We start from the raw sequence: 22,907 nt of genomic DNA, 5'->3' as shown, positions 1-22,907 counted from the left end.
GTCGAAGGGGTTCATGCTCATCTTGACGTTGGCAATGTCCACTCCGGTGCCGTCGCTCTTGACGCGCACTTTCACGTTGTAGTCGACGACCCGTTTGACAGGTACAAGAACCTTCATGGCTGTTCCTTTGAATGACGAAGAAATGAATGAGTGAATGGGTTACTCGAGCTTGGCGCCCGACTGCTTGATGAGGCGTTCCCACACCGGGCGCTCGGCCTTCCAGGCGGTGGCGAAGAGTTCGGGCGAGCTGTCCTTGATCTCGAAGCCCATGGCCGCCACGCGTTCGCGCACGTCGGGCTGCTGCGTGGCCTTGCGCACTTCTTCGGCGATGCGGTCCACGATGGGTTTCGGTGTCTTTGCAGGGGCTGCGATGGCGAGCCAGCCCGTCACGCGATAGGCCTCGTCCTTCAGGCCTTGCTCGGCGAGCGTGGGCACGTTGGGCAGCGTGCTCATGCGGCGCTCGCCGCTCACGCCGATGGCGCGGATCTTCCCGGAGTCGATGTGCGGCTTGGCCACCAGCGCGCTCGCATACGCCATCTGGATCTGGCCGCCGATCAGGTCCTGCATCATCGGCGCCTCGCCCTTGTAGGCGACGTGGTTCATGTCGGACTGCGTCGCCAGGCTCATGTGCGCGCCGGCCAGGTGCGGGTATGCGCCCACGCCGTACGAACCGTAGGCCACCTTGCCCTTGTTGGCGACGACGTACTTCAGCAGCTCGGGGCCGGTCTTGGCGGGCACGCTGGGGTGCACCACCAGCACCAGCGGTGCCATCGCGATCTGGTAGACCAGCGTGAGGTCGCGCTGCGTGTCGTAGGGCAGCTTCTCGTAGAGGAACTCGTTGGTCATCAGCGAATTGCTCAGCCCCAGCACGATGGTGTAGCCGTCGGGCGCCGACTTGGCGACCGCGTCGGTGCCGATGATGCCGGCCGCGCCGGGTTTGTTGTCGATGATGACGGGCTGGCCCAGGCCGGCCGACATCTTCTGGCCGATCACGCGCGCAAGCACGTCGGTGGCGCCACCGGCGGCGAAGGGCACCACCAGGCGGATCGGCTTGTTCGGGTAAGCGGTCTGGGCATTGGCTGCGGGCAGCGCGCACAGCGTGACGACGGAAGCGGCGGCGCACAGCAGGGCGCGGCGGTTCGGAAGGCGGATGGTCATGGCTTGTCTCTGTCTCTCGGTTTCAAAAAGGGTCACTGCGCCCCGATGCGCGTCTTGAAGGGCAGGGGCTCCAGCGCCTTCTGCAGCCGCTCCTGCAGCGCAGCGGCCAGTGCGCCCGCCGCTGCGCCATCGATCAGCACGCGCACGAGGCTTTCGCCATCGGTTTTCACCACAGGGCGCGCGGCCTCGGACACGCCGAGCGACACGCACACCTCGGCGACCGTCGCGCTCACCACCTGGCGCGCGGCCATCGCGCGCAGCTCGGGCTTGTAGATCTTTCCGACGTTGGTCATCGGCATGGTCTCGATCACCGACACCCACTTGGGCTTTGCGGGCGCTTCGTCCACGCGCTCGGCGGTGAAGGCCAGCAGCTCTTCTTCCGTCGCCGAGGCGCCAGGCACCAGCGTCGCGAAGATCACCGGCAGTTCGCCCGCATAGGCATCGGGCGCGCCCACTGCGGCGCACAGCTGCACGGCCGGGTGTGCGCCCAGCGCGTCCTCGATGGTCTTCGGGTCGATGTTGTGGCCGCTTCGGATGATCAGGTCCTTCGAGCGGCCCGTGAGGTTGAGCCGCTCTTCGCTGTCGATCCAGCCGAGGTCGCCGGTCGCGAGCCAGCCGTCGGCCGTGAAGGCCTTGGCGTTGTCGGCCGGGTCCACGAAGCCCGAGAACACGTTGGGCGACTTGAACAGCACCATGCCCTGTTCGCCGGGCGCCACTTCGCGGTCGCTGGCGCTGCCGTTCTCGTCGAGCGCCACCACGCGCATCTGCATGTACGGCAGGCGAAAGCCGACGCAGCCCGCGGGCCCGTCCACGCCCGGCGGCGTGATGGTCGAGATGCCGGCCATCTCCGTCATGCCCAGGCTCTCGTGCACATGCAGGCCGAACAGGCGCTCGAAGCGCGCAGCCAACTCGGGCGCGAGCACGGCGGCGCCAGTGCGGCAATAGGTGATCGACGAGATGTCCGCACCGGCTAGCGGCACATTGGCCAGCGCCGCGAGCACGGTGGGCACGGCCGATAGCGAGGTCGGGCGGTACTTCGCCACCAGCTTCCAGTAGTTGGCCAGCACCTCCTTGTTGCGCAGCAGCGAGGGCGTGGGAATGATCACTTCCACGCCCGCCGACAGCGACGACAGCGAAGCCGGCAGCACGCCCGCCACATGGAACAGCGGATAGCCGTTGATGGAGATGCCGTTCTCGTTCATGCCCGCGACCTGCACGCTGGCCCAGGCCGTGAACACCTGCGCGCGGTGGCTGTGGCGCGCGAGCTTGGGCGCGCCCGTGGTGCCACCGGTGTGGAAGTAGGCGGCGATGTCGGAAGGCGCGATGTTGCGGCCGCTCACGAGACGGTCGTCGGGTTGCGCGGCGCGCAGCACGTCGAACTCGGCAACGCCCGGCAGCGCGGTCGCGCTGTCCGATCCTGCTCCAGGCAGCGTGCCGGCCGCGCCCGGCGCCTCGTCGTGCGGCGCCACGCGCAGCACGGTGGTGAGCGTGGGCACCTGGCCGCGCAGGCGCATCGCCTTCGACCACATGCCCGATTCGCTGTCCGAGCCGTAGGCGATCAGCACCTTGGCGCGGCCCGCGGTCATCAGTGCGACCAGCTTCTCGTCGGTGAGCAGCGGGTTCAGCGGCTGCACGATGCCGGCCGCCTCGCCGCCCCACAGCGCAAGGTGGTACTCCAGGCAACCGGGCAGCAGCACCGCCACCGCATCGTCCGGCCCCACGCCCAGCGTGTGCAGCATGTTCGCGGTCTGGTGGATGCGTGAAAGCAGCTCGGCATACGACCAGCGGATGGGCTCGTCGGCCGGGTTGCCGGTGCGCAGGAAGGTCAGCGCCGTCTTGTTGCCGAAGGCATGCCCCGCGTTGCGGAAGATCTCGTAGGTGCTGCGCACCGTGAGCGCCTGCTCCAGCGGTGTCTCTTCGAGCTTGCGGATGTCGGCGAGGCTGCGAACGGGAAGGGCGGGGCGAAACGGTGCGCCGACCGGGGTGCTGTAGTTGTTGTCGTGCTTGGTTGTCATGTCTTGTCTCCTTGGTGTTGTCGCCCTGCCGGCCCGGCCGTTTTACTGGTTCGTGATGTGGTTGTCTCGAATGACCTTGCCCCAGCGCTCGAAGTCCTCGCGCATGCGCACGCCAGTCTGTTCGGGCGTGCGGTAGGCCGAGAAAGTGCCGACGCTCTGTAGCTTGTCCTGCACTTCCTTGTCGGCCAGCGCGGTCTTCAGTTCAGCGCTCATGCGGTCGATCACGTCCTTGGGCGTGCCGGCCGGTGCCAGCAGGCCGCCCCACGAGGTTGCGTCGAAGCCCGGGAATCCTTGCTCAGCCACCGTCTTCACATCGGGCAGCAGGCTCACGCGCTGGCCGGAGCCGACCGCGATGGCGCGCAGCTTGCCGGCCTTGATGTGCGGCAGCACGCCCACAAGGTCCGAGAACATGGCGGGCACCTGGCCGCCGATCAGGTCGGTCACGGCCGGTGCGCTGCCGCGGTAGGGCACGTGCTGCATGTCGAACTTGCCTATGGTCTTCAGCTGCTCGGTCGTCAGGTGGCCGAAGCTGCCGGCGCCCGCGCTCGTGTAGTTGAGCTTGCCGCCTTCGGCCTTGGCCTTGGCGATCAGGCCCTGCACGCCGGTCACGTCGGGCAGCGACTTGGGGTTGACCACCAGCACGATCGGCAGGTCGTACACCGAGCCCACGGGCGTGAAGTTCTTGAAGATGTCGTAGCCGGTGGGGCCGTAGAGGTGCGAGGCCAGCAGCGTGGGCGTGGCCAGCATCACGAAGGTGTAGCCGTCGGCCGGCGCGCGCGCTGCCGCGGCGGCGCCCACGGTGCCCGATGCGCCGCTGCGGTTGTCGATCACGATGCTCTGCTTGAGCGCGACCGACATCTTCTGCGCCACGATGCGCGAGGCCACGTCGGTCGGGCCGCCGGGCGGGAAGGGCACGATCAGCGTGATCGGCTTGGCGGGCCAGGCTTGCGCGAAGGCGGCGCCGGCCACCAGGGGCAGGGCGAGTGCGAGAAGGGCGCGGCGAACGGGACTGCGGAGAGAAGAAAGGGATGCCATTGGGTTTGTCTGCTTTGGAAATGCGGGCGCCTGTCTTCTTCAGACGACGCCACTCGTTTTAAGCGCGGCCAGCTTTTCATCCGACAGGCCGAGCAGGGACTGCAGCACGTCGTGCGTGCCTTCGCCCAGTGTGGGCGGCGCGCTGCGCACGGGCAGGCGCTCGCCATCGAAACGGTAGGGCGGCGCCAGCACGTTGACCGTGCCGGCCACCGGATGCGGCTGCGTGGTGACAAGGCCGGCATCGGTCGCGCGCTTCGATTGCAGCGCTTCGAGCAGGCCCAGCACCTCGCCGCACGGAATGCCCGAGGCAGTGAGCTTCGCGAGCAGGTCGGTGCGCTGGCGCTTCGCCAGCTCGGCGTGCAGCTCGGGCAGCAGCACCGCGCGGTTCGCCGAACGCAGGATGTTGGTCTTGAAGCGTTCGTCGGCCGCGAGATCGGGCCGCTCGATCACGTCGGTGCAGAAGCGCGCGAACTGCGCGTTGTTGCCCACCGTGATGACCAGCGGACCATCGGCCGCATCGAACACGCCGTAGGGCACGATCGACGGGTGCGAGTTGCCGTAGCGCGGAGGGTCTTCGCCCATCAGCAGCGCTTCGAGGCCGTAGTAGGCGGTGATCATCAGGCCGCAATCGAACAGCGCCATCTCGACGTGCCGGCCCTTGCCGGTCTTCTCGCGCTGGTACAGCGCGGCCAGGATGGCTTGTGCCGAGTACATGCCGGTGAACAGGTCGACGGCCGCCACGCCGAACTTCAGCGGTGGCTGGTTGGCTTCGCCGTTGAGCGCCATCAGGCCGGCCTCGCCTTGAACGACGAGGTCGTAGCCCGGGCGTGCGGCTTCGGGGCCGGTGCGGTCGTAGCCTGAGATCGAGCAGTAGATGAGGCCGGGCTGCTCCTTGCTCAGTTGCTCGTAGCCCAGGCCCAGCTTGTCGATGCCGCCGAACTTGAAGTTCTGGATCACCACGTCGCATTGCTTGGCGAGATCGCGCGCGATCTGCTGGCCTTCGGGCGTCTGCAGATCGAGCGTGACCGAGCGCTTGTTGCGGTTCACGCTGTTGAAGTAGGCGGTCTCGGTCTTGCCCACGCGCAGGCCCCAGTCGCGCGTGTCGTCGCCGCGGCCCGGGTGCTCCACCTTGATGACTTCGGCGCCCATGTCGGCCAGCACCATGCCGCACCAGGGGCCCGCGAGGATGCGGGACAGATCGAGGACGCGCACGCCGGCAAGCGGCAGCGAGGAATTCAGCGAAGACATGGCAGCTCCAGAAAGACGAAAAACCTCCGCACCTGCGTGCAAGAGGTTGGAAGGGTGAGCACGGCGCGTGTCAGGGCGCGTCCTGTTTCTGTCGGCGCAGCGCGACGAAGTCGGCCTTGCGCTTGCCGAGGAACGCGCCGATGCCTTCGGCCGCTTCGGCATCCGCCTGCGACTCGACCATGAACACGGCCTCGGCGTCGAGCTGCTCTTCCAGCGTGGCACGGTGTGCCTGGCGGCACAGCGTCTTGATGCGTGCGCTCGCGCGCTGCGGGCCGCTTGCCACCTTGGCTGCGAGCGCGATGGCTTCGGCCAGTGCTGCGCCCTTGTCGGTCAGGCGGTTGACCGCGCCCAGCGCGTGCAGGCGCTCGGCCGGCATGCGGTCGCCGGTCAGGCACATCTCGGTCAGCACCTGGCGCGAGACGAACTCCGAGAGGAACGCCGTGGCGCCACCGTCCGGCGTGAGGCCGACCTTGACATAGGCCACGGTGTAGAAGGCGTCGCGTGCCGACACCAGCATGTCGCAGGCCAGCGCCATCGACAGGCCGGCGCCGGCTGCACCACCTTCGACCGCCGCGATCACGGGCTTGCCGCAATCGCGGATCGCGCGGATCAGGTTGTTCAGGCCTTCGAGCTTCTCGCGGCGTTCCGACGCGGGCAGCTCGCGGCGCTTGGCCAGCAGGTTGAGGTCGCCGCCGGAGCAGAAGAAGTCGCCCGCGCCGGTGAAGACGATGGCGCCGACCTCGGGGTCGTTCTCGGCGTCGGCGAGCGCGGCAGAGAGTTCGGCGTACAGCGTCGGCGTGATCGCGTTGCGCGCGCCGGGGTTGCTGTTGGTGAGGATGCGGACCGCACCCTCCTGCGAGATCAGAACCGTCTTGTCCGTCATGCCGCAATCTCCTTACCGAGCGCGATGTAGCGCTGCAGATGATGGTCTTCGTCGCCCAGCTGGTGGTCGATCATCACGAGGCGCTTGGCGTAGTGGGGCATCGGCAGCTCCCACGTCATGCCGATGCCGCCGTGCATCTGGATGCTTTCTTCCGCCACCAGCGCGCCGATGCGGCCGATGCTGAACTTGGCGGCCGACAGCGCACGCTCGCGCGTCAGGCGGTCGCCGGTGTCGATGGCTGCTGCGGCGTTGATGACTGCCGAGCGGGCCTGCTCGATTTCGAGCAGCAGGTCGGCCATGCGGTGCTGCAGGGCCTGGAAGCTGCCGATGAGAATGCCGAACTGCTTGCGCGTGCGCAGGTATTCCAGCGTGGCGGTCTTGGCGGCTTCCATTGCGCCCAGCGCTTCGGCACACAGCGCGAGCACGCCGCGGCCGATGGCGCGTTCCAGCGTGGCGTGGCCCTGGCCTTCGGTGCCGAGCAGTGCATCGGCACCCAGCTTCACGCCGTCGAACGCGAGCTCGGCCACACGGCCGCCGTCGATGGCGGGGCAGCCGCGCACCGTGAGGCCGGCAGTCTTTGCGGGCACGAGGAACAGCGAGATGCCGGCTTCGTCGTCCACGTTGCCCGAGGTGCGGGCCGAGACCAGGAACAGGTCGGCCTGCTCGCCTTGCGGCACGACGGCCTTGGCGCCATTCAGCACCCAGCCACCGCCGCTGCGCTCGGCCTTGGTTGCCACGCGGGTGCGTTCGTAGTGCGTGTCGGCCTCGTCGTGCGCGAAGGCCGCAACCGTCACGCCGTTGATGATGTCGCCGAGCTTCTCTTTCTGCGCATCGGTGCCTGCGGCGCTGATCGCCTCGCCGACCATCACCGCGCCCAGCAGCGGCTCGATCACGAGGCCGCGGCCCAGTGCCTCGAAGACCACGGCGATGTCGAAACCGCCGCCGCCGAAGCCGCCGTCGGCCTCGCTGAACAGCGCGCCGATCACGCCCAGCTCGGCGAACTGCTGGAAGATTTCCTTGCTGAACCCGTGCTCCGATTTTGCGATGCGGTCGCGCGCGTCGAAGGCGTACTGCTCGCTGATGAAGCGGTTCAGGCTGTCGGCGAGCATGCGCCGGTCTTCGGTGTGTTCGAAGTTCATTGCATGTCTCCTTTACAGGCCCAGGATCATCTTGCTGATGATGTTCTTCTGGATTTCGTTCGAGCCACCGAAGATCGACAGCTTGCGGTTGTTGAAGTAGCGCGAGGCGGCAGCCGATGCGTAAGGCGGCCCGAAGGTCTCGCCTGTGAAGCCGTCCTTCAGCGCCTCTGCGATGAAGGGGCGGCCGTACACACCCATCGCGCGGCGGGCCAGCGAAGAAATCTCCTGGCGGATCTCGGTGCCGCGGATCTTCAGCATCGAGCTTTCCGCGCCGGGCATGCCGCCGCCGGCCACCGCCGCGATCACGCGCAGGTTGGTGGTCTTCATGTTCTCCAGGTCGATCTCCACGCGCGCCATGCGTGCCGCAAAGGCCGGGTCTTCGGCCAGCGGCTTGCCGTTCTTCGTCTGCGTAGCGGCAATGCCCTTGAGCTGTTCGAGCGCGGCCACCGAGAAGCCCACGCCCGCGATGTTGGTGCGTTCGTAGGTCAGCAGGTACTTGGCGCAGGTCCAGCCCTTGTTCTCTTCGCCCACGAGGTTCTCGGCGGGCACGCGCACGTCGGAGAAGAACACTTCGTTCACTTCATGCTCGCCGTCGAGCGTGATGATCGGGCGCACTTCCACGCCGGGCGAGTCCATGTCGATCAGCAGGAAGCTGATGCCTTCCTGCTTCTTCGCCTCGCGATTCGTGCGCACCAGACAGAAGATCATGTTGGCGTGCTGGCCCAGCGTGGTCCAGGTCTTCTGGCCGTTCACGATGTAGTGGTCGCCCTGCGCGTCGATGCCGCGCACGGCCGAGGTCTTCACCGCGGCCAGGTCAGAGCCCGCGCCGGGTTCCGAATAGCCCTGGCACCACCAGTCGGCGCCGTTCAGGATGCGCGGCAGCCAGTAGCTTTTCTGCGCCTCGTTGCCGTACTTGATGAGCACCGGGCCGAGCATGTTCACGCCGAAGGGCACGATGCGCGGCGCAAAAGCCAGCGCGCATTCGTGCTCGAAGATGAACTTCTCTACCGCCGTCCAACCCGGGCCGCCGTACTGTTCGGGCCAGTGGTTGGCCAGCCAGCCGCGCTCGTTGAGGATGGCGTGCCATTCCTGCATGTCGGCCTTCTCGAGGATCTTGCCGCTGCGCACTTTCTCGGACAGCCGCACGGGCAGCTTGTCGGCCAGGAAGGCGCGCACATCGCTGCGGAAGGCTTCTTCTTCGGTCGTGAAGTTCAGGTCCATCGCAGGCTCCTCAATAGATTTCGAACAGGCCGGCCGCGCCCATGCCACCGGCGATGCACATCGTGACCACGGCGTACTTCGCGCCGCGGCGCTTGCCTTCGATGAGCACGTGGCCCGTGAGGCGCGCACCGGTCATGCCGAAGGGGTGGCCGATGGAGATCGCGCCGCCGTTCACGTTCAGAAGCTCCGACGGAATGCCCAGCTTGTCCTGGCAGTAGATCGACTGCGATGCGAAGGCTTCGTTGAGCTCCCACAGGCCGATGTCTTGCACCTTGAGGCCGTGGCGCGCAAGCAGCTTGGGCACCGCGAACACCGGGCCGATGCCCATTTCGTCGGGCTCGCAGCCAGCGACTGCGAGGCCACGGAAGGCACCCAGCGGCTTGATGTTGGCGCGCTCAGCGTCCTTTGCTTCCATCAGCACGCAGGCCGATGCGCCATCGGACAGCTGCGAGGCGTTGCCGGCAGTGACGAACTTGTCCTCGCCCATCACGGGCTTCAGCTTGGCGAGTGCCTCGTAGGTGGTGCCGCGGCGGTTGCAGTTGTCTTCCGTGGCGGTGACTTCGCGGTAGGTGACTTCCTTCGTGTCCTTGTCGGTCACGGCCATCGTGGTGGTGCAGGCGACGATCTCGTCCTTGTAGCGGCCGGCGATCTGCGCTTCTTCGGTGCGGCGCTGGCTCTCGGCGGAGAAGCGGTCCTGTGCCTCGCGGGTAATGCCGTAGCGCTTGGCCACGATGTCGGCGGTCTCGATCATCGCCATGTACAGCTCGGGCTTGTGCTCGACGATCCACGGGTCCATGCCGCTGTCGCCAGCATCGGTGGCGCTGCGCGAGCGGATCTGCGAGATGCTTTCGACGCCGCCCGCGATCATGGCCGGCGCGCCGTCCACCACGATGCGGCCCGCGGCCATCGCAATCGCCTGCAGGCCCGAGGCGCAGAAGCGATTGACCGTGGTGCCGGCGATGCTGATCGGCAGGCCCGCGCGGATGACGGCCTGGCGCGCGATGTTGCGGCCGGTGGTGCCTTCGGGGTAGCCGCAGCCGAGGATCGCGTCCTCGATCAGCGCAGCGTCGAGGCCCGAGCGCTCGACCGCAGCCTTCACCGCGAAGGCCGCCAGCGTGGGGCCGGGGGTGATGTTGAATTCGCCGCGGTGCGCCTTGGTGAGCGGGGTGCGGGCGGTGGAAACGATGACGGCTTCACGCATGGGAATGTCTCCTGGACGGCTGACTGAAATGGACTCGGATTACTCGGATTGATTGAGGCTGGCGAAATCGGCGCCTTGCGCGACCAGTTCGACCAGCAGCGGCGAGGGCTTCCAGAAGATCGGGTCTTCCTTCGCGAACTCGCGGATGTCGGCCAGCACCTTGGGCAGGCCCACGGTGTCGGCGTATTTCATGGGGCCGCCGCGGTGGCGCGGGAAGCCGTAGCCGTAGAGGAAAGTCACGTCCACGTCGAGCGGGCGCAGCGCGATGCGCTGGAGCACGACATTGGCGCCCTCGTTGATCATCGCGGCCATGTAGCGGCGCATGATTTCTTCCTCGGTGAAGGTGCGCGGCTTGATTCCCGCGCGTTCGCGCTCGGCGTCGATGATGGCCAGCACCTCGGGGTCAGGCACGCCGGTGCGTGCGCCTTCGGGGTACAGGTAGTAGCCGCGCTGCGTCTTCTGGCCGAACCAGCCGCGCTCGCAGATGCGGTCGGCCACCTGTACGTAGCGCGCCTGCGGATCGCGCGTGGCGGCCTTGCGCTTGCGCGTGGCCCAGCCGATGTCGCCGCCGGCCAGGTCGGACACCTGGAATGGGCCCATCGGATAGCCGAAGTTGCGCACCGCTTCGTCGATCTGATAGGGCGAGGCGCCGTCTTCCATCATGTGGTCGGCGGCCTGGCGGTACACCGCGAGGATGCGGTTGCCGATGAAGCCGTCGCACACGCCTGCGCGCACCGGCACCTTCTTGAGCTTCTTCGCCAGCTCGAAGCCGGTGGCGACCACGTCGGCGCTCACCTTGGCGGGCACCACGATCTCCAGCAGCTTCATGATGTTGGCCGGCGAGAAGAAGTGCAGGCCCACCACGTCCTGCGGGCGCGAGATGCTGGCGGCGATCTCGTCGATGTCGAGGTACGAGGTGTTGGTGGCGATCACGGCGCCGCGCTTGCACACGCGGTCGAGTTCGGCGAACACGGCCTTCTTGACGCCCATTTCCTCGAACACCGCTTCGACCACGATGTCGACGTTGGCGAGCGCGTCGTAGTTCGTGGAGCCCGAGAAGCGCGCCATGACGGCGGCCTTGGCCTCGGGCGTCAGGCGGCCCTTCTTGATGAGGCCGTCGTACACCTTCTCCACGTTGGCGCGGCCGCGCGCGAGCTGGGTGTCGTCGCGCTCGATCATGGTCACTGGCATGCCGGCGTCGAGCATCGCCACCGCAATGCCCGCACCCATGGTGCCGCCGCCGATGATGCCGGCCGACTCCAGCGCACGCGGCTTCGCGCTCTTGGTCTCAGGCGCCTTCAGCACTTCACGTTCGGCGAAGAAGGCGTGGATCAGGCCGGCGCGTTGCGGGCTGTCGATGCACTGCAGGAACAGCTTGCGTTCGAGCGCCATGCCTTCGTCGAAGGGCAGCGTGAGCGCGCCTTCGACGGCTTCGATGATCTTCATCGGCGAGAACAGGCCGCGGCTCTTCTTCGCGGTGTCGGCGCGCGCGGCTTCGAGGGCTGCGCGGCTGGCTTCCTTGTCGGCCAATGCGCCGGCTTCGCGCGTGCGGCGCACAGGGGCCTTGGCTGCGACCAGCTCTTGCGCGTAGGCGAGGCCTTCGGCCAGCGCGTCGGCATCGGTGCCGAGGCGGTCGACGAGGCCGAGCGACAGCGCTTCCTTCGCGCCTGCATGGCGGCCGCTGAGCATCAGTTCGAGCGCGGGCTTCACGCCGATGAGGCGCGGCGCACGCTGCGTGCCGCCCGAGCCGGGCAAGAGGCCGAGCGCCACTTCGGGCAGGCCGAGCTTGGCCGTGGGCGAGGCGAGGCGGTAATGCGCCGACAGCGCCACTTCGAGCCCGCCACCCAGTGCGGCGCCATGGATCGCGGCGACCACCGGCTTGGAGCAGTTCTCGATCTTCAGGCACACCTCGGGCAGCGACGGCGGCTGCGGCGTCTTGCCGAACTCGCGAATGTCCGCGCCCGCGATGAAGTTGCGGCCCGCGCCGACGATCAGCACCGCCTTGGCGCCGCTGTCGGCCTCCGCGGCGTCGATGGCGGCCACGAGGCCGCGGCGCACATCCACGCCCAGGGCATTGACGGGCGGGTTGTCGATGGTCACCACGAACACGTCGCCTCGACGCTGGAAGGTGACGGGACCGTTGGACGTGGAGGGGCTGGGAGTTGTGGTGGCCATGTGCTTGCTTGTCTCTTTGCGTTGCGAACCGTGCTGAGGTTCGAGGCTCTGGGGGTGAACCCAGCATTCTTTGCCCGCTGCGCCGCTTTGACAATTGCATAGGCGGTTGACAGACTGTCAAAGAATTTTTGACACAATCGGCCCATGGACCTCCAGTCGCTCACTTTGTTGGTGGAAATACTCGACGCCGGCAACCTGAGCGCGGCAGCCCGCCGGCTCAAGATGAGCCGCGCCAACGTCAGCTACCACCTGAACCAGCTGGAGCGCTCAGTCGGCGCGCAACTGGTGCGGCGCACCACCCGGCGCGCCGAGCCGACTGAAATCGGCCTCAGGCTTTACCAGCACGGCGTTGCCATCCAGGGTGAGCTGCTCGCGGCGCGCGAATCGGTAACGACGCTGGGGCAGGGCCTGCAGGGCCGCGTGCGCCTGAGCGTGCCCAGCGGCTACGGCCAGCTCGTGATGGCCGACTGGCTCATCGACTTCAAGCGCCAGTACCCCGGCATCGTGCTCGACGTGGTGTTCGAGAACCGCATCGAGGACCTGCTGCGCGACGAAGTCGACATAGCGATCCGCGTGATTCCCGAGCCGCCGCAGAACCTGGTGGCGCGCGAGATGGGGCCGGTGCGCTATGTGGCGTGTGCTTCAACCGACTACGCGGCAAAGAACCCGCTGCCGGTGCAGCTAGACGCGCTGCAGGGCGCGCCGGTGGTCACCGCAGCCGTCATCGGGCGGCAGCTGCGCGTGTCGGCCTACCAAGGTGAGACGCGGCGCGAAGTGATCCTGGAGCCGACGCTGATTTCAGAAAACTTCCTGTTCCTGCGCCAGGCCATCCTCGCGGGCCTGGGCATCGGGCTCGTGCCTGACTACGTGGTGCAGGAAGACGTGCGCCGCGGCGACGTCGTGACCACGCTCGACGACTGGCGCCTGAGCATCTTCGGCACGCAGATGTTCATGCTCTACATGCCGAACCGCCAGCACACGCGGGCGATCCGCACGTTCATCGATTTCATTCTGGAGCGGGTTCGGGTGCCTGGCTATGAAGGCCCGGATGTGCAGTAGATCAATAGAGCCACCACGCCGATCAACAGCCAGGTAAGAAGACCGACCAAGCTGCCCCAGTCCATGCTGAGCACGATGCGCCCGCTGGGCGCTCTCAGCCAGTGCGAGGTCATCGCGTCGACGCCTTCCTCGGGCTGCTCTACGACAACGAGTCCCAGTGTGGCGACCGGAACGACGATGAATCCGGTGACGTAGCCGGTCAGGTGCAGTACGGCCTCCGCGACGGGCTGCAGCACCAGTTCGATCACGGGTCGGATCAGGGCTTCGGCAAGGCCTTCAATGGGCATCGGTTCTTTTCAGCAAACGCAACTTTCACACACTGTCGGTCTGGCCATCCTGGTGTTGATGGCTACAGCTGTCGCCGCTCTGCCGCTGTACTCTCGTAGTGCCGTGACTTGTCGACATACATCGCCCGGTCCGCACGCTGCAGCGCAACCTCCAGCGACTCGTCTCCATGGCAGGTCGCGAGCCCGATGGCCAGGCTCAAGGCGTGGCCGCTCTGCCCCGCGTGGAACTGGTTGTTCATTTCGAGCAGCGTGAGGATGCGCTCGCGCATTGCCTCGGCGCCGCGCTCGTCGGTCATCGGCAGCAGCACCGCGAATTCGTCGCCGCCGATGCGCGCGGGCCAGGCCGGCGGGTCGACGGCCTTGTCGAGCACCTCGCCCATGCGGCGCAGCAGCGAGTCGCCGGCGGCGTGGCCTTCCTGGTCGTTGATCTGCTTCAGGCCATTGAGGTCGATGGCCACGATCGACACCGGCCACGGGCCCTTGCGCGACAGGCGGTTGAGCTCTTCGCTGTAGTAGGTGCGGTTGCACAGCTGCGTGAGCACGTCGTGCTTGCCGAGGTACTCCAGATAGGCCTCGGCCTTCTTGCGCGCAGTGATGTCGACCAGCGACACCAGCACCAGGTCCCAGGTGCCCTGCCGGTCTTCCTGCACCGCGAACTGCATGTGGATGTTCAGCACCTCGCCCGACAGCGAGTAGTTGAGCACCTCGCGATGCTGCACGGTCTTGCCGTTCCACAGGTCTTGCAACTGCTCGGCGAACGATTCGCGCATCTCGTCGCGGAAGATGCGCGAGATGCTGCCCAGCAGCGTGGGCAGGTCGGGCGCGCCGAACATGCGCAGCGTTTCGTGGTTCACGTCGATGACGCGGATCTCCTGCATGCAGCGCGCGACGAAGTCGGGGTGCACCTTGATGAAGGTGGCGAAGTCGGTGATGCCGCGCGCACGGATGCTCTCGAGCAGCGAGCGCACCGCGCTGAAGTCTTCCACCCACAGCGACACGGGCGAGCGGTCGAACAGGCTGCGCGCGTACATGGCGCTCTCGTCGCGCAGGCGCTGCGCGGCCACGCGCTCGGTAACGTCGTCGAGCGAAACCAGCACGCGGCTCCAGCTGTCTTCGTACCCGGGCAGCACACGGGCGCGCACGCGCACGTCGAGCCGCCGGCCATCGAGCGCGTAGTTGACGGTCTCGCTCTCGAAGGTGAGCTGGCCGTGCCACAGCTGGTCGAGCTCGTGCACCACTGTGGCCGACATGTCGCCGCGGAACACGCGGTCGAGCGCGCCCAGCAGGGTTTCCTGGCTGTCGGCGGCAAAGAGTTTCAGCGTGTGCTGGTTGACCCGCAGCACCTTCAGCAGCGCCATGCAGTCGCTCACGCGCTGCGGGTCTGCGTGCAGGTGCGCCACCAGGTTGGTCACGCCCTCGGCGCGCCAGCCGTCGAGCTTGCGCTTGAGGTCGCCGTAGTCTTCGATCCAGAGCGAGACGGGCGCCAGGTCGAACATGGCGTCGAGGTCGCCGATGGACGGTGGGGCCGAAAAGGGGGAGGACGCGGCAGCGGGCTGGGCCATCGATGAAGCTTTCGAAGAAGCGGCTGCAGCCATGGCTGACGAATGCCGGCGAACTGAAGTCTTAATTATTACGCGCGCACCCGCTGCATTCAGCGGCTGTAGAGGCCCACCACGCTCTGCCCGCCCAGCGCATGGCCCTTGAGCGCGGCCAGCAGAGCGTCGCGCGCAAGGCCTGCCGGCAGGCTGCCCGGCGCGAAGTCGGTGGCGACCACGGTCATCACGTAGTGGTGCGGCCGGTCGCCCACCGGGGGGCACATGCCGCGATAGGCAGGCGCACCGGCCACGTTCGGGCCCATCGTGAAGTTGAAGTTCGAGCCCGCCTGGCCTTCGCCCGCCTTGAGCTCGCCGCGCTCGGCCGCGATGTTGTACGCCACCCAGTGCGACACACCGAGGCCGGCCGCGCCATCGGGGTCGAACACCAGCACGGCGACCGACTTGGTCTTGGCCGGCAGGTTGCTCCACGCCACGGGCAGCGACACGTTCTTGCCGCCGCAGTCGCCCGCGCCGGCGTAGTCGGCCGGAATGACGCCGTTGTCGCCGAAGGCGCTCGACGTGACCTTCATGCCCGTGAAGGCCTTGCCGCTGCCGGGCGACATGCCGGTGCAGCCCGCCATGAGGCCGGCGAAGGCGAGGGCCGTGACCGACAGGGTGAGGGGGTGAAGCCTGTTGTTGCTGCGCATATCTTTTTCTCCTGGAGGGTTGTCTTCGTCTTCATTCGGCCTGGCCGAACCATACGCTGCCGTCCGCTTTCTCGTGCACTGCCAGCGGCGTGAGCCGCGCGCCGCGGCAGGGGCCGCCGACGCATTTGCCAGTGTCGGGCTCGAAGATGGCGCCGTGCCGCGCGCACATCAGGAAGCGGCCTGAACTTTCCAGCACCTGGCCTTCGAAATCAAGCGGGCCGCCTGCATGGGGGCACTGGTTGAGATAGCCGTGCACGCCGCCTTGCCAGCGTACGGCAAAGGCCTGGGCGCCGCCCGGTGCCGCGAACATGGCGGCGAGGCCGCCGTCGGCAAGCGCCGGGGCGATCAACTGGGGCTCTGTCGTGCTCATGGCGAACAGTATCCCTCGCGTGGCGGAAGGCATGCTTTCTGCTGCAATTGCGGCATGAACGATTTTTCTCCCGCCAGCGCAGCGTTGCTCGTCGCGCAGCCGCTGACTTCCCATGCCTTTGCCCCGTATGGCACCGTGATCGAGGCACCCACTGGCGAGGGCCGGCCCATCAACGGAGGCAATGCACAGCGCTTCGACCTGCTCGACGACCTGCGGCTAGACGCCGAAGGCGGCCGGCCGATGCTCGCGCTGTTCCGCGCGCAGGCGCGGCGCTTTCCGCACGAGGTGTCGGAGATGGAGCGCCACGCGCTCGGCAGCCAGACCTTCGTGCCGCTGGGCGACAGGCGCTTCGTGATCGTGGTCGCCCGCGCGGGCGAGGCGCCCACCTCGGCACAGCAACTCGCGGCTTTCGTCACCGACGGGCGCCAGGGCGTGGTGCTCGCGCCCGGAACCTGGCATCACGCGCTGCTGGCGGTGGATGCGGGCGACTTCGTGGTGATCGAGCGCGCGGGAGGCGGCGTCGATTGCGACGTCTGCTTTCTTCGGCAGAGCGGCAGCGTGCAACTGGCGAGCCTGCCTGGTTAGGCGACGACGCAGAAGTTGGCTAGAGGGTGCCACCTTCTGGCCAGTTGATCCAATGGGTGTTCGGATTGAGCGTGGGCTCGTAGTGCGCGGTGTCGCCGGTCACCAGCGTCCTGACCAGCCGCTGGAAAGTTGCCGAGTTGCTGGGCCGGTGCTGTGCATCGACGACATCGGGGTGATGCCATTCTTCGAGCTGCAGGATCTGAGCCATCTCCGGCAGCACGTTGGCGCGGCGCTCCGCTGCGGTGGCCAGCACGTCGTCGCGGTGGGTGGCTGCGAGGATGCGGCAGAGTTCGAAGGTGTGGAGCCGACCCTCGTCCAGCGGGACGATTCGGTGGGCGCGGCAATCCGCCAGAGATGGCGTTGGAATCGTCTGGCCTCGCAGGGTCAATTCGTGCCTGTCACCGGCGGCAACCCATTCGAGGTTCTCGGCATCCTGCCATCCGCCTTCCTCGATGGGGTAGACGAAGCGTGATTCGTTGTGCGGGTTGTGCGCAAGATAGTTGTCGTAGGCCTCTCGGTTGACGTAGTTCGTCCCCGGGGCGCGGTCGTGCAGCCGGCTGGCGAAGGTGTGCACGTGTGTGTCGGGAATACCTGACCTTGGCGAGAAGCCGAACACTTCGATGACCATGGCCCAATCGTGCGGCGACCGGTACAGCGACATGCGCGTGGCCGCGAGATAGACATAGCCGTTGTCCAGCATCGGGAACACATAGTTCTCGCAACACTGGTCGAGGACGGAAAGGATGTCGGCTTCTTGCCAGCTCAGCATGGATGCTCCCGAGCCCGAGGTGGGCTTTCGGAGCGACTTTAACGGTGGCCGAAAGATGCCGCCCCGGCCTCAGCCAGCGAGGCGCTGCGCCAGCGCAACCAGCGATCGGTCCGACCCCGCCGGCCCGAGCAGCGAGATGCCCAGCGGCGCACCGTCGCGCGAGGCCAGCGGCATCGACAGCTGCGGAAAGCCCGCCAGGCCCGCGATGCACAGCATGCGGATCGCGCGGTTGCGGTAGTCCTCCAGCGCGGCTTCGCTGTCGCTGCGCAGCGGTGCGATGTCGGGCATGGTCGGCATCAGCAGCACGCCGTCGGTGCCAAGCAGCGCGGCCAGGTGCTCGCGAAACGCGGTGCGGAAGGTGCGGCCCGCTGCAACCTGTGCATCGGTCACTTCGCGCGACCACGCAAAGCGTTCGGCCACGCCCGGGCCCAGCGGCGGTGCGTAGCGTTCGATCAGAGGGCCGTCGGTGAGCCAGGCCTCGCGTGACTGCAGGTAGCGGAAGTTCCAGTACATCGTGTCGAAGGATTCCAGCGCCACAGTGGTGCCCTTGGCGGCACCGAGCAGGCCCTGCACGCGGTCGGCCGCGCCCTTCAGCGCCTCGATTGCGGCGGGCACGGCCAGCGCCCAGACATCGTCGGGCCGCAACAGCCGCACGCGTTCGGGCAGCGGCGTGGCATCGGTGCCCAGCAGCACATCGGCCACGCGCGCGAAGGTGCCGATGTCTCGCGCGAACCAGCCGCAGGTGTCGAAGCTGGGTGCGAGGTCGAGCGCGCCTTCGAGGCTCACGCGGCCGTGGGTGGGGCGCAGGCCGTACAGGCCGCAGTGGTTGGCCGGCGCGCGCACCGAGCCGCCGGTGTCGGTGCCCAGCGCGAAGTCGCACAGGTTCGACGACACGGCCGAGGCCGAGCCCGACGACGAGCCGCCGGTAATGCGTGTGGGTGCGCCACCGTTGATAGGCGCGCCGAAGTGCGCGTTGTTGCCGTTCATCGAGAACGCGAGTTCATCGGTCACGGTCTTGCCGGCAAAGCGCGCGCCGGCATCGAGCAGCTTCTGCACGGTGGGTGCGGTGCGGGTCTTGATGCCCGACATCGCCAGCACGATGGGGTTGCCGCCGCCCGTGGGGTAGCCGGCCACATCGAACAGGTCTTTCGCGGCAAAGCTCAGGTCGGCCAGCGGACCGGTCGTGGCGCGCGGCACCGGCGCATCGGGGTACGGAACGAAGGCGTGGGCGGGGTCGTGCAGAGGCATGGCGATGAAAGATGTTGAAGAGGTTGTCTGTCAGGCGACGAGCATCGGCGCAATGGCCGCTGCCGCATCGGTGTGGATGCAGCGCACGCGGTGGTTTGGCGCAAGCTCGACCACCGGTGGTTGCGCGGCGCGACAGGCGTCGCTCGCGAGCGCACAGCGTTCGGCAAAGGCGCAGCCGGGCGGCAATGCGGACAGGTCGGGCGGCGCGCCGCCGATGGTTTCGAGCCGCGTGCCGCGTGCCAGCGCACCATGCGCGCGGCTCTTGAGCAGCGCAATCGTGTACGGGTGGCGCGGCGAGCGGATCAGCTCGCGCGCAGTGCCTTCCTCGACGATGCGGCCCGCATACATCACGGCGATGCGGTCGGCCACCTCGACGGCGGCGCCGATGTCGTGCGTGACGAAGATCACCGACAGCCCCAGGTCGCGCTGCAGCTCGCGCAGCAGCAGCAGGATCTGGATCTGCACCGTGGCGTCGAGCGCGGTGGTGGGCTCGTCGGCCAGCAGCAGCTGGGGCTTGCAGGCGAGTGCGAGCGCGATCATGGCGCGCTGGCGCATGCCGCCCGACATTTCGTGCGGGTAGGCCTGCAGGCGCCGTTCGGGGCTCGGAATGCGCACGCGCTCGAACAGCGCCAGCGCACGTTGTTGCGCCTCGGCCTGTGAGACGGATTCGTGCCGGCGGATCGACTCGACGATCTGCGCACCCACCGAATACACCGGGTCGAGCGCCAGCAGCGGCTCCTGGAAAATCATCGACGCGACCTTGCCGCGAAAGTCGGCCAGCTCGCGCTGCGACATTGCGAGCACGTCGCGGCCGGCCACCTGCACCGTGCCACCCATGCGGGTGCGGCGCTCGGGGTGCAGGCGCAGCAGGGTGCGCATGGTCACGCTCTTGCCCGAGCCCGATTCACCGATCAGCGCGACGACCTCGCCGCGCTGCACTTCGAGGCTCACACCGCTGACGGCGTGCACCGGCTTGCGGCCACCGCTGAAGGTAACGCTGAGGTCGCGCAGGCGGACCATCGGCTCGTTGTTGCTCATGCTGCTTGCCTCGGGGTTTCGATGGCCATCGGATGCCCGCTGCCCGCCTCGTGGATCAGGCAGCTCACCGCATGCTGCGAACCGGTGACGATGCGCTCGGGCACGACCTTGGCGCACACCGGCGCGGCCAGTGCGCAGCGCGGATGAAAGCGGCAGCCCGAGGGCGGGTTGATGGGGTTCGGCGGATCGCCCGCGAGCGCGGCTTCTTCGGTGCGGTGGTCAGGGTCCATCGACGGCATGGAGGACAGCAGCGCACGCGTGTAGGGGTGCGCGGGCGCGTCGTACAGCGCATCGGCCGGGCCGATCTCTGCCACCTGGCCGAGGTACATCACCATGACGCGGTCGCTCACGTAGCGCACCACGTTGAGGTCGTGGCTGATGAACACGTAGGTCAAGCCGAACTCGGTCTTCAGGTCGAGCAGCAGGTTGATGACCTGTGCTTCCACCGATTTGTCGAGCGCGGAGACGGCTTCGTCGAGGATCACCATGCGCGGCTGCAGTGCCAGTGCCCGCGCGATGTTCACGCGCTGCCGCTGGCCGCCCGAGAGCTCATGCGGGTAGCGTTCGGCAAAGCGTTGCGGCGACAGTCCCACGCGAGCCAGCAGGTCGCGCGCCCGTTCCACCGATTCGCGTCGCGATACGCCGTGCACCTGCGGACCGAAGGCGATCGAGTCTTCGATGGTGAGGCGCGGGTTCAGTGAGGCATAGCTGTCCTGGAACACCATCTGCACCTGGCGGCGAAACTCTTTCAGCGGCAGGTCGCGGCTGCCGACTTCGCGGCCGTCGAACACAACTTCGCCGCGTGTGGGTTCGATCAATTGCATCAGCAGGCGCGCGGTGGTCGACTTGCCGCAGCCGGACTCGCCGACCACACCGAGTGTTTCGCCCTTGAGCACTTCGAAGTCGACGCCGTCGACTGCGCGCACTACGCCGCCACCGCGGCCCAGTGGGTCTTTCTTCAGGGGGAAGTGCTTGACCAGGCCCTTGATTGTCAGGAGCGGTTGGGCTGGGCCGCCGATGTCCTTGAGTGCGTCCATTTTTGTTAGCTCCTGTCCACTGCGTTCGGGGTGCGTGCGAATGACACCGGGTGCTCCCCTCCGCGAATGTCCCCCGCCTTCGGCTCCTCCTTTATTTCGCTGCGGGGAGCACCCGATGCCATTCGCACATGGGCGCAGCACTTATGCCGGCCGATCGACTGCTCCGTCCATCGATCACGTCGATGGTGTGCTCTGCGCAGCGAAATAAAGGAGGAGGCCGCAGGCCGGGGGACATTCGCGGAGCAGAGCACGCCGTCGGCGTGATCGCGCCCTGAACCGCATTGCATCGAAACACGAGTTCCCATGCTCACCCCTTGTTGTCCATGGCAGACCGAAGCCCGTCGGACAAGATGTTGAAAGAGATCGAAGTGATGAAGATCATCGCGCCCGGCAGCGCCGCAACCCATGGCTGCACATAGATGGCAGTGCGCAGCGTGTTGAGCATCAACCCCCACTCGGGCTCCGGCGGCTTCACGCCGAGGCCAAGAAACGACAGGCCCGAAGCCAGGATCATCGACACCGCGATCAGGCTGGTGGCGTACACGAAGATCGGTCCGAGCACATTGCCCAGCACATGCACCCGCACGATGGTGAAGGGGCTGGCGCCCGAAGCGCGCGCTGCTTCCACATAGTCGCGGGTGCGCACCTGCGTGGTCACGCTCTCGGCCACGCGCGCTATCTGCGGAATGAACACGATGGTCAGCGAGATCAGCGAATTGACCACCCCCGCACCCAGCGTGCCCGACAGCGCGATGGCCAGCAGCACCGAGGGGAAGGCATAGAACACGTCGATGGTGCGCATGATCAGCGTGTTGGTCAGCCCGCCCGCGTAGCCTGCGACGATGCCGATGATCGTGCCCAGCACGAAGGCGCACAGCACCGGCGTGATGCCGATGAACAGCGACAGCCGCGCGCCGACGATGAGGCGCGAGAGCATGTCGCGGCCCAGTTCGTCGCTGCCGAAGGGCAGGCCCTCGGTGCCGATGGGCTTGAGCCGCTTGAGCATCGACGCCTGGTACGGGTCGGCCGGCGCGAGCCAGGGGCCGAAGACCGCGAGCGCGATCAGCAGCAGCACGACGATGGCCGCACCGACGGCGACCGGATCGCGCCGGAAGCGCAGCCAGACCGAGGCCCAGTAGCCGCGCGAGCGCTGGGCCGGCAGCGGCTCGACGGCCGCGGCGATGGAGGAGGGGGCGAGCACGGAGGACATGGTCTTTCAGGCCCGGGCAATGCGTGGGTCGAGCAGGGTCTGCAGCACGTCGACCAGCAGGTTGAGCACAACGAAGAACAGCGCCAGCACAAGGATCGTTCCCTGCAGCAGCGGCAGGTCGCGCTGGAAGATGGCCGAGTTCAGCAAGAAGCCGGTGCCCGGCCACGAGAACACGGTCTCGATGAGGATCGAGCCGCCGAGCAGATAGCCCAGCTGCAGGCCCATCACCGCCAGCGCCGTGGGCGCCGCGTTCTTCACCATGTGGCGGAACACGCCGAGGTGCGTGAGCCCCTTGGCGCGCAGGCCGACGATGAACTCCTGGTCGAGGATGTCGGCCACCAGTGCGCGCACCGTGCGCGCGATGATGCCCATCGGAATCACCGACATCGTGAGCGCCGGCAGCAACAAGAACTGCAGGTGCTCCCAGTTCCAGGCCCAGTCGTCGGAGCCGCTGGGGCCCGCGCCGGTGGCCGGCAGCCACATGAGCTGCGACGAGAACACGATCACCATCACCATGCCCAGCCAGTAGTGCGGCACGCTCACGCCCAGCACCGAGAACATCGAGGCCAGGCGGTCGATCCACGAGTTGCGGAAGTAGCCCGCCACAAAGCCGAACAGGCAGCCCAGCACGAAGCCGATGAAGGTTGCCACCACCGCGAGCCGCAGCGTGTTGCCCACGGCGGTGAACACCTCGCCGGCCACCGCGCGGTTGCTGGCAATGGACACGCCCAGGTCGCCGTGCATCGCGCGCCACAGCCACATCGCGAACTGCTCGGGCAGCGAACGGTTGAAGCCGTAGAGCTCGCGCAGTTGCGCCTGCAGTTCGGCGGAGGCGTCGGGCGGCAATATCGACACCAGCGGATCGCCCGGCGCGATGTGCACGAGCAGGAAGCACACGAGGGCCACGCCGATCATGATCGGCACGGCGTAGATCACGCGGCGCAGGAGGTAGGCGAACATTGGCTGGATAGCTGGCTGATGGGCTGG

At 67.4% G+C, this 22,907-nt stretch carries 21 protein-coding genes and 1 pseudogene; 2 read left to right on the top strand and 20 right to left on the bottom strand.

Going from position 1 to position 22,907, the window contains the following annotated elements; all coding sequences use genetic code 11:
* The 10 genes and pseudogenes from ACSFCA_RS24815 to ACSFCA_RS24770 form a co-directional block, all read right to left on the bottom strand.
* Positions 1–117, bottom strand: a pseudogene (locus tag ACSFCA_RS24815) (electron transfer flavoprotein subunit beta/FixA family protein); the annotation flags it as partial.
* 42 nt (positions 118–159) lie between these two features.
* Positions 160–1,158 carry a Bug family tripartite tricarboxylate transporter substrate binding protein gene (locus ACSFCA_RS24810; RefSeq protein ID WP_435461132.1) on the bottom strand — a complete coding sequence of 333 codons (999 nt, stop codon included), beginning with the start codon at positions 1,156–1,158 and terminating at the stop codon, positions 160–162.
* Between the two features lie 32 nt (positions 1,159–1,190).
* Positions 1,191–3,173, bottom strand: a complete 1,983-nt coding sequence (locus ACSFCA_RS24805; RefSeq protein ID WP_435461131.1) for an acyl-CoA synthetase — start codon at positions 3,171–3,173, stop codon at positions 1,191–1,193.
* Between the two features lie 42 nt (positions 3,174–3,215).
* Positions 3,216–4,208 carry a Bug family tripartite tricarboxylate transporter substrate binding protein gene (locus tag ACSFCA_RS24800; RefSeq protein WP_435461130.1) on the bottom strand — a complete coding sequence of 331 codons (993 nt, stop codon included), beginning with the start codon at positions 4,206–4,208 and terminating at the stop codon, positions 3,216–3,218.
* A gap of 39 nt (positions 4,209–4,247) precedes the next feature.
* Positions 4,248–5,456, bottom strand: coding sequence for a CaiB/BaiF CoA transferase family protein (locus ACSFCA_RS24795; RefSeq protein ID WP_435461129.1), 1,209 nt, complete (start codon positions 5,454–5,456; stop codon positions 4,248–4,250).
* Between the two features lie 70 nt (positions 5,457–5,526).
* Positions 5,527–6,339 (bottom strand): oxepin-CoA hydrolase, alternative type, encoded by an 813-nt coding sequence (locus ACSFCA_RS24790; protein WP_435461128.1) that lies wholly within the window; start codon positions 6,337–6,339, stop codon positions 5,527–5,529.
* Entirely contained in the window at positions 6,336–7,478 is a 1,143-nt protein-coding gene (locus ACSFCA_RS24785; RefSeq protein WP_435461127.1) for an acyl-CoA dehydrogenase family protein, read from the bottom strand. Before ACSFCA_RS24785 ends, ACSFCA_RS24790 begins: the two co-directional genes overlap by 4 nt.
* A 12-nt stretch (positions 7,479–7,490) precedes the next feature.
* The gene (locus tag ACSFCA_RS24780; RefSeq protein WP_435461126.1) at positions 7,491–8,699 is read right to left on the bottom strand and encodes an acyl-CoA dehydrogenase family protein; all 1,209 of its coding nucleotides are present in this window, start codon (positions 8,697–8,699) and stop codon (positions 7,491–7,493) included.
* A gap of 10 nt (positions 8,700–8,709) precedes the next feature.
* A complete protein-coding gene (locus ACSFCA_RS24775) occupies positions 8,710–9,900 on the bottom strand; it encodes an acetyl-CoA C-acyltransferase (RefSeq protein WP_435461125.1) in 1,191 nt (396 codons plus the stop codon).
* 39 nt (positions 9,901–9,939) lie between these two features.
* Positions 9,940–12,075 carry a 3-hydroxyacyl-CoA dehydrogenase NAD-binding domain-containing protein gene (locus tag ACSFCA_RS24770; RefSeq protein WP_435461124.1) on the bottom strand — a complete coding sequence of 712 codons (2,136 nt, stop codon included), beginning with the start codon at positions 12,073–12,075 and terminating at the stop codon, positions 9,940–9,942.
* 144 nt (positions 12,076–12,219) lie between these two features.
* On the opposite strand from ACSFCA_RS24770, the gene ACSFCA_RS24765 reads away from it, so the two are divergent.
* Positions 12,220–13,134: a LysR family transcriptional regulator gene (locus ACSFCA_RS24765; RefSeq protein WP_435461123.1), complete on the top strand. Its 915-nt coding sequence runs from the start codon at positions 12,220–12,222 to the stop codon at positions 13,132–13,134.
* Here ACSFCA_RS24765 and ACSFCA_RS24760 read toward each other — a convergent pair.
* The 4 genes from ACSFCA_RS24760 to ACSFCA_RS24745 form a co-directional block, all read right to left on the bottom strand.
* Positions 13,110–13,421 carry a hypothetical protein gene (locus ACSFCA_RS24760; protein ID WP_435461122.1) on the bottom strand — a complete coding sequence of 104 codons (312 nt, stop codon included), beginning with the start codon at positions 13,419–13,421 and terminating at the stop codon, positions 13,110–13,112. The genes ACSFCA_RS24765 and ACSFCA_RS24760 overlap by 25 nt on opposite strands.
* Positions 13,422–13,483: 62 nt before the next feature.
* Positions 13,484–14,983 carry a sensor domain-containing diguanylate cyclase gene (locus ACSFCA_RS24755; RefSeq protein ID WP_435461121.1) on the bottom strand — a complete coding sequence of 500 codons (1,500 nt, stop codon included), beginning with the start codon at positions 14,981–14,983 and terminating at the stop codon, positions 13,484–13,486.
* A gap of 89 nt (positions 14,984–15,072) precedes the next feature.
* On the bottom strand, positions 15,073–15,663 hold the full coding sequence (locus tag ACSFCA_RS24750; protein ID WP_093056363.1) for a YbhB/YbcL family Raf kinase inhibitor-like protein: 591 nt from the start codon (positions 15,661–15,663) through the stop codon (positions 15,073–15,075).
* Positions 15,664–15,694: 31 nt separating this feature from the next.
* On the bottom strand, positions 15,695–16,033 hold the full coding sequence (locus ACSFCA_RS24745; RefSeq protein ID WP_435461120.1) for a Rieske (2Fe-2S) protein: 339 nt from the start codon (positions 16,031–16,033) through the stop codon (positions 15,695–15,697).
* 54 nt (positions 16,034–16,087) lie between these two features.
* Here ACSFCA_RS24745 and ACSFCA_RS24740 point away from each other — a divergent pair, with 54 nt between their 5' ends.
* On the top strand, positions 16,088–16,618 hold the full coding sequence (locus ACSFCA_RS24740) for an ureidoglycolate lyase (RefSeq protein ID WP_435461119.1): 531 nt from the start codon (positions 16,088–16,090) through the stop codon (positions 16,616–16,618).
* A gap of 19 nt (positions 16,619–16,637) precedes the next feature.
* Here the strand turns inward: ACSFCA_RS24740 and ACSFCA_RS24735 are convergent, their stop codons facing one another.
* The 6 genes from ACSFCA_RS24735 to ACSFCA_RS24710 all read right to left on the bottom strand — a co-directional run bounded on the left by ACSFCA_RS24735 (position 16,638) and on the right by ACSFCA_RS24710 (position 22,880).
* Positions 16,638–17,387 carry a DUF7003 family protein gene (locus tag ACSFCA_RS24735; RefSeq protein WP_435461118.1) on the bottom strand — a complete coding sequence of 250 codons (750 nt, stop codon included), beginning with the start codon at positions 17,385–17,387 and terminating at the stop codon, positions 16,638–16,640.
* A gap of 69 nt (positions 17,388–17,456) precedes the next feature.
* Positions 17,457–18,635, bottom strand: coding sequence for an amidase (locus tag ACSFCA_RS24730; protein WP_435461117.1), 1,179 nt, complete (start codon positions 18,633–18,635; stop codon positions 17,457–17,459).
* Positions 18,636–18,665: 30 nt separating this feature from the next.
* A complete protein-coding gene (locus tag ACSFCA_RS24725; protein WP_435461139.1) occupies positions 18,666–19,655 on the bottom strand; it encodes an ABC transporter ATP-binding protein in 990 nt (329 codons plus the stop codon).
* A gap of 14 nt (positions 19,656–19,669) precedes the next feature.
* A complete protein-coding gene (locus tag ACSFCA_RS24720) occupies positions 19,670–20,710 on the bottom strand; it encodes an ABC transporter ATP-binding protein (protein WP_435461116.1) in 1,041 nt (346 codons plus the stop codon).
* A 307-nt stretch (positions 20,711–21,017) separates the two neighbouring features.
* The gene (locus ACSFCA_RS24715) at positions 21,018–21,920 is read right to left on the bottom strand and encodes an ABC transporter permease (RefSeq protein ID WP_435461115.1); all 903 of its coding nucleotides are present in this window, start codon (positions 21,918–21,920) and stop codon (positions 21,018–21,020) included.
* A gap of 6 nt (positions 21,921–21,926) precedes the next feature.
* Entirely contained in the window at positions 21,927–22,880 is a 954-nt protein-coding gene (locus ACSFCA_RS24710; protein ID WP_435461114.1) for an ABC transporter permease, read from the bottom strand.
* Positions 22,881–22,907: the final 27 nt, after the last annotated feature.

This window comes from Variovorax multivorans (genome assembly GCF_051216835.1).
Classification (GTDB): Bacteria; Pseudomonadota; Gammaproteobacteria; order Burkholderiales; family Burkholderiaceae_C; genus Variovorax.
The sequence above is the reverse complement of the archived record's forward strand: the minus strand, read 5'-3'. Positions and strand labels throughout refer to the sequence as shown.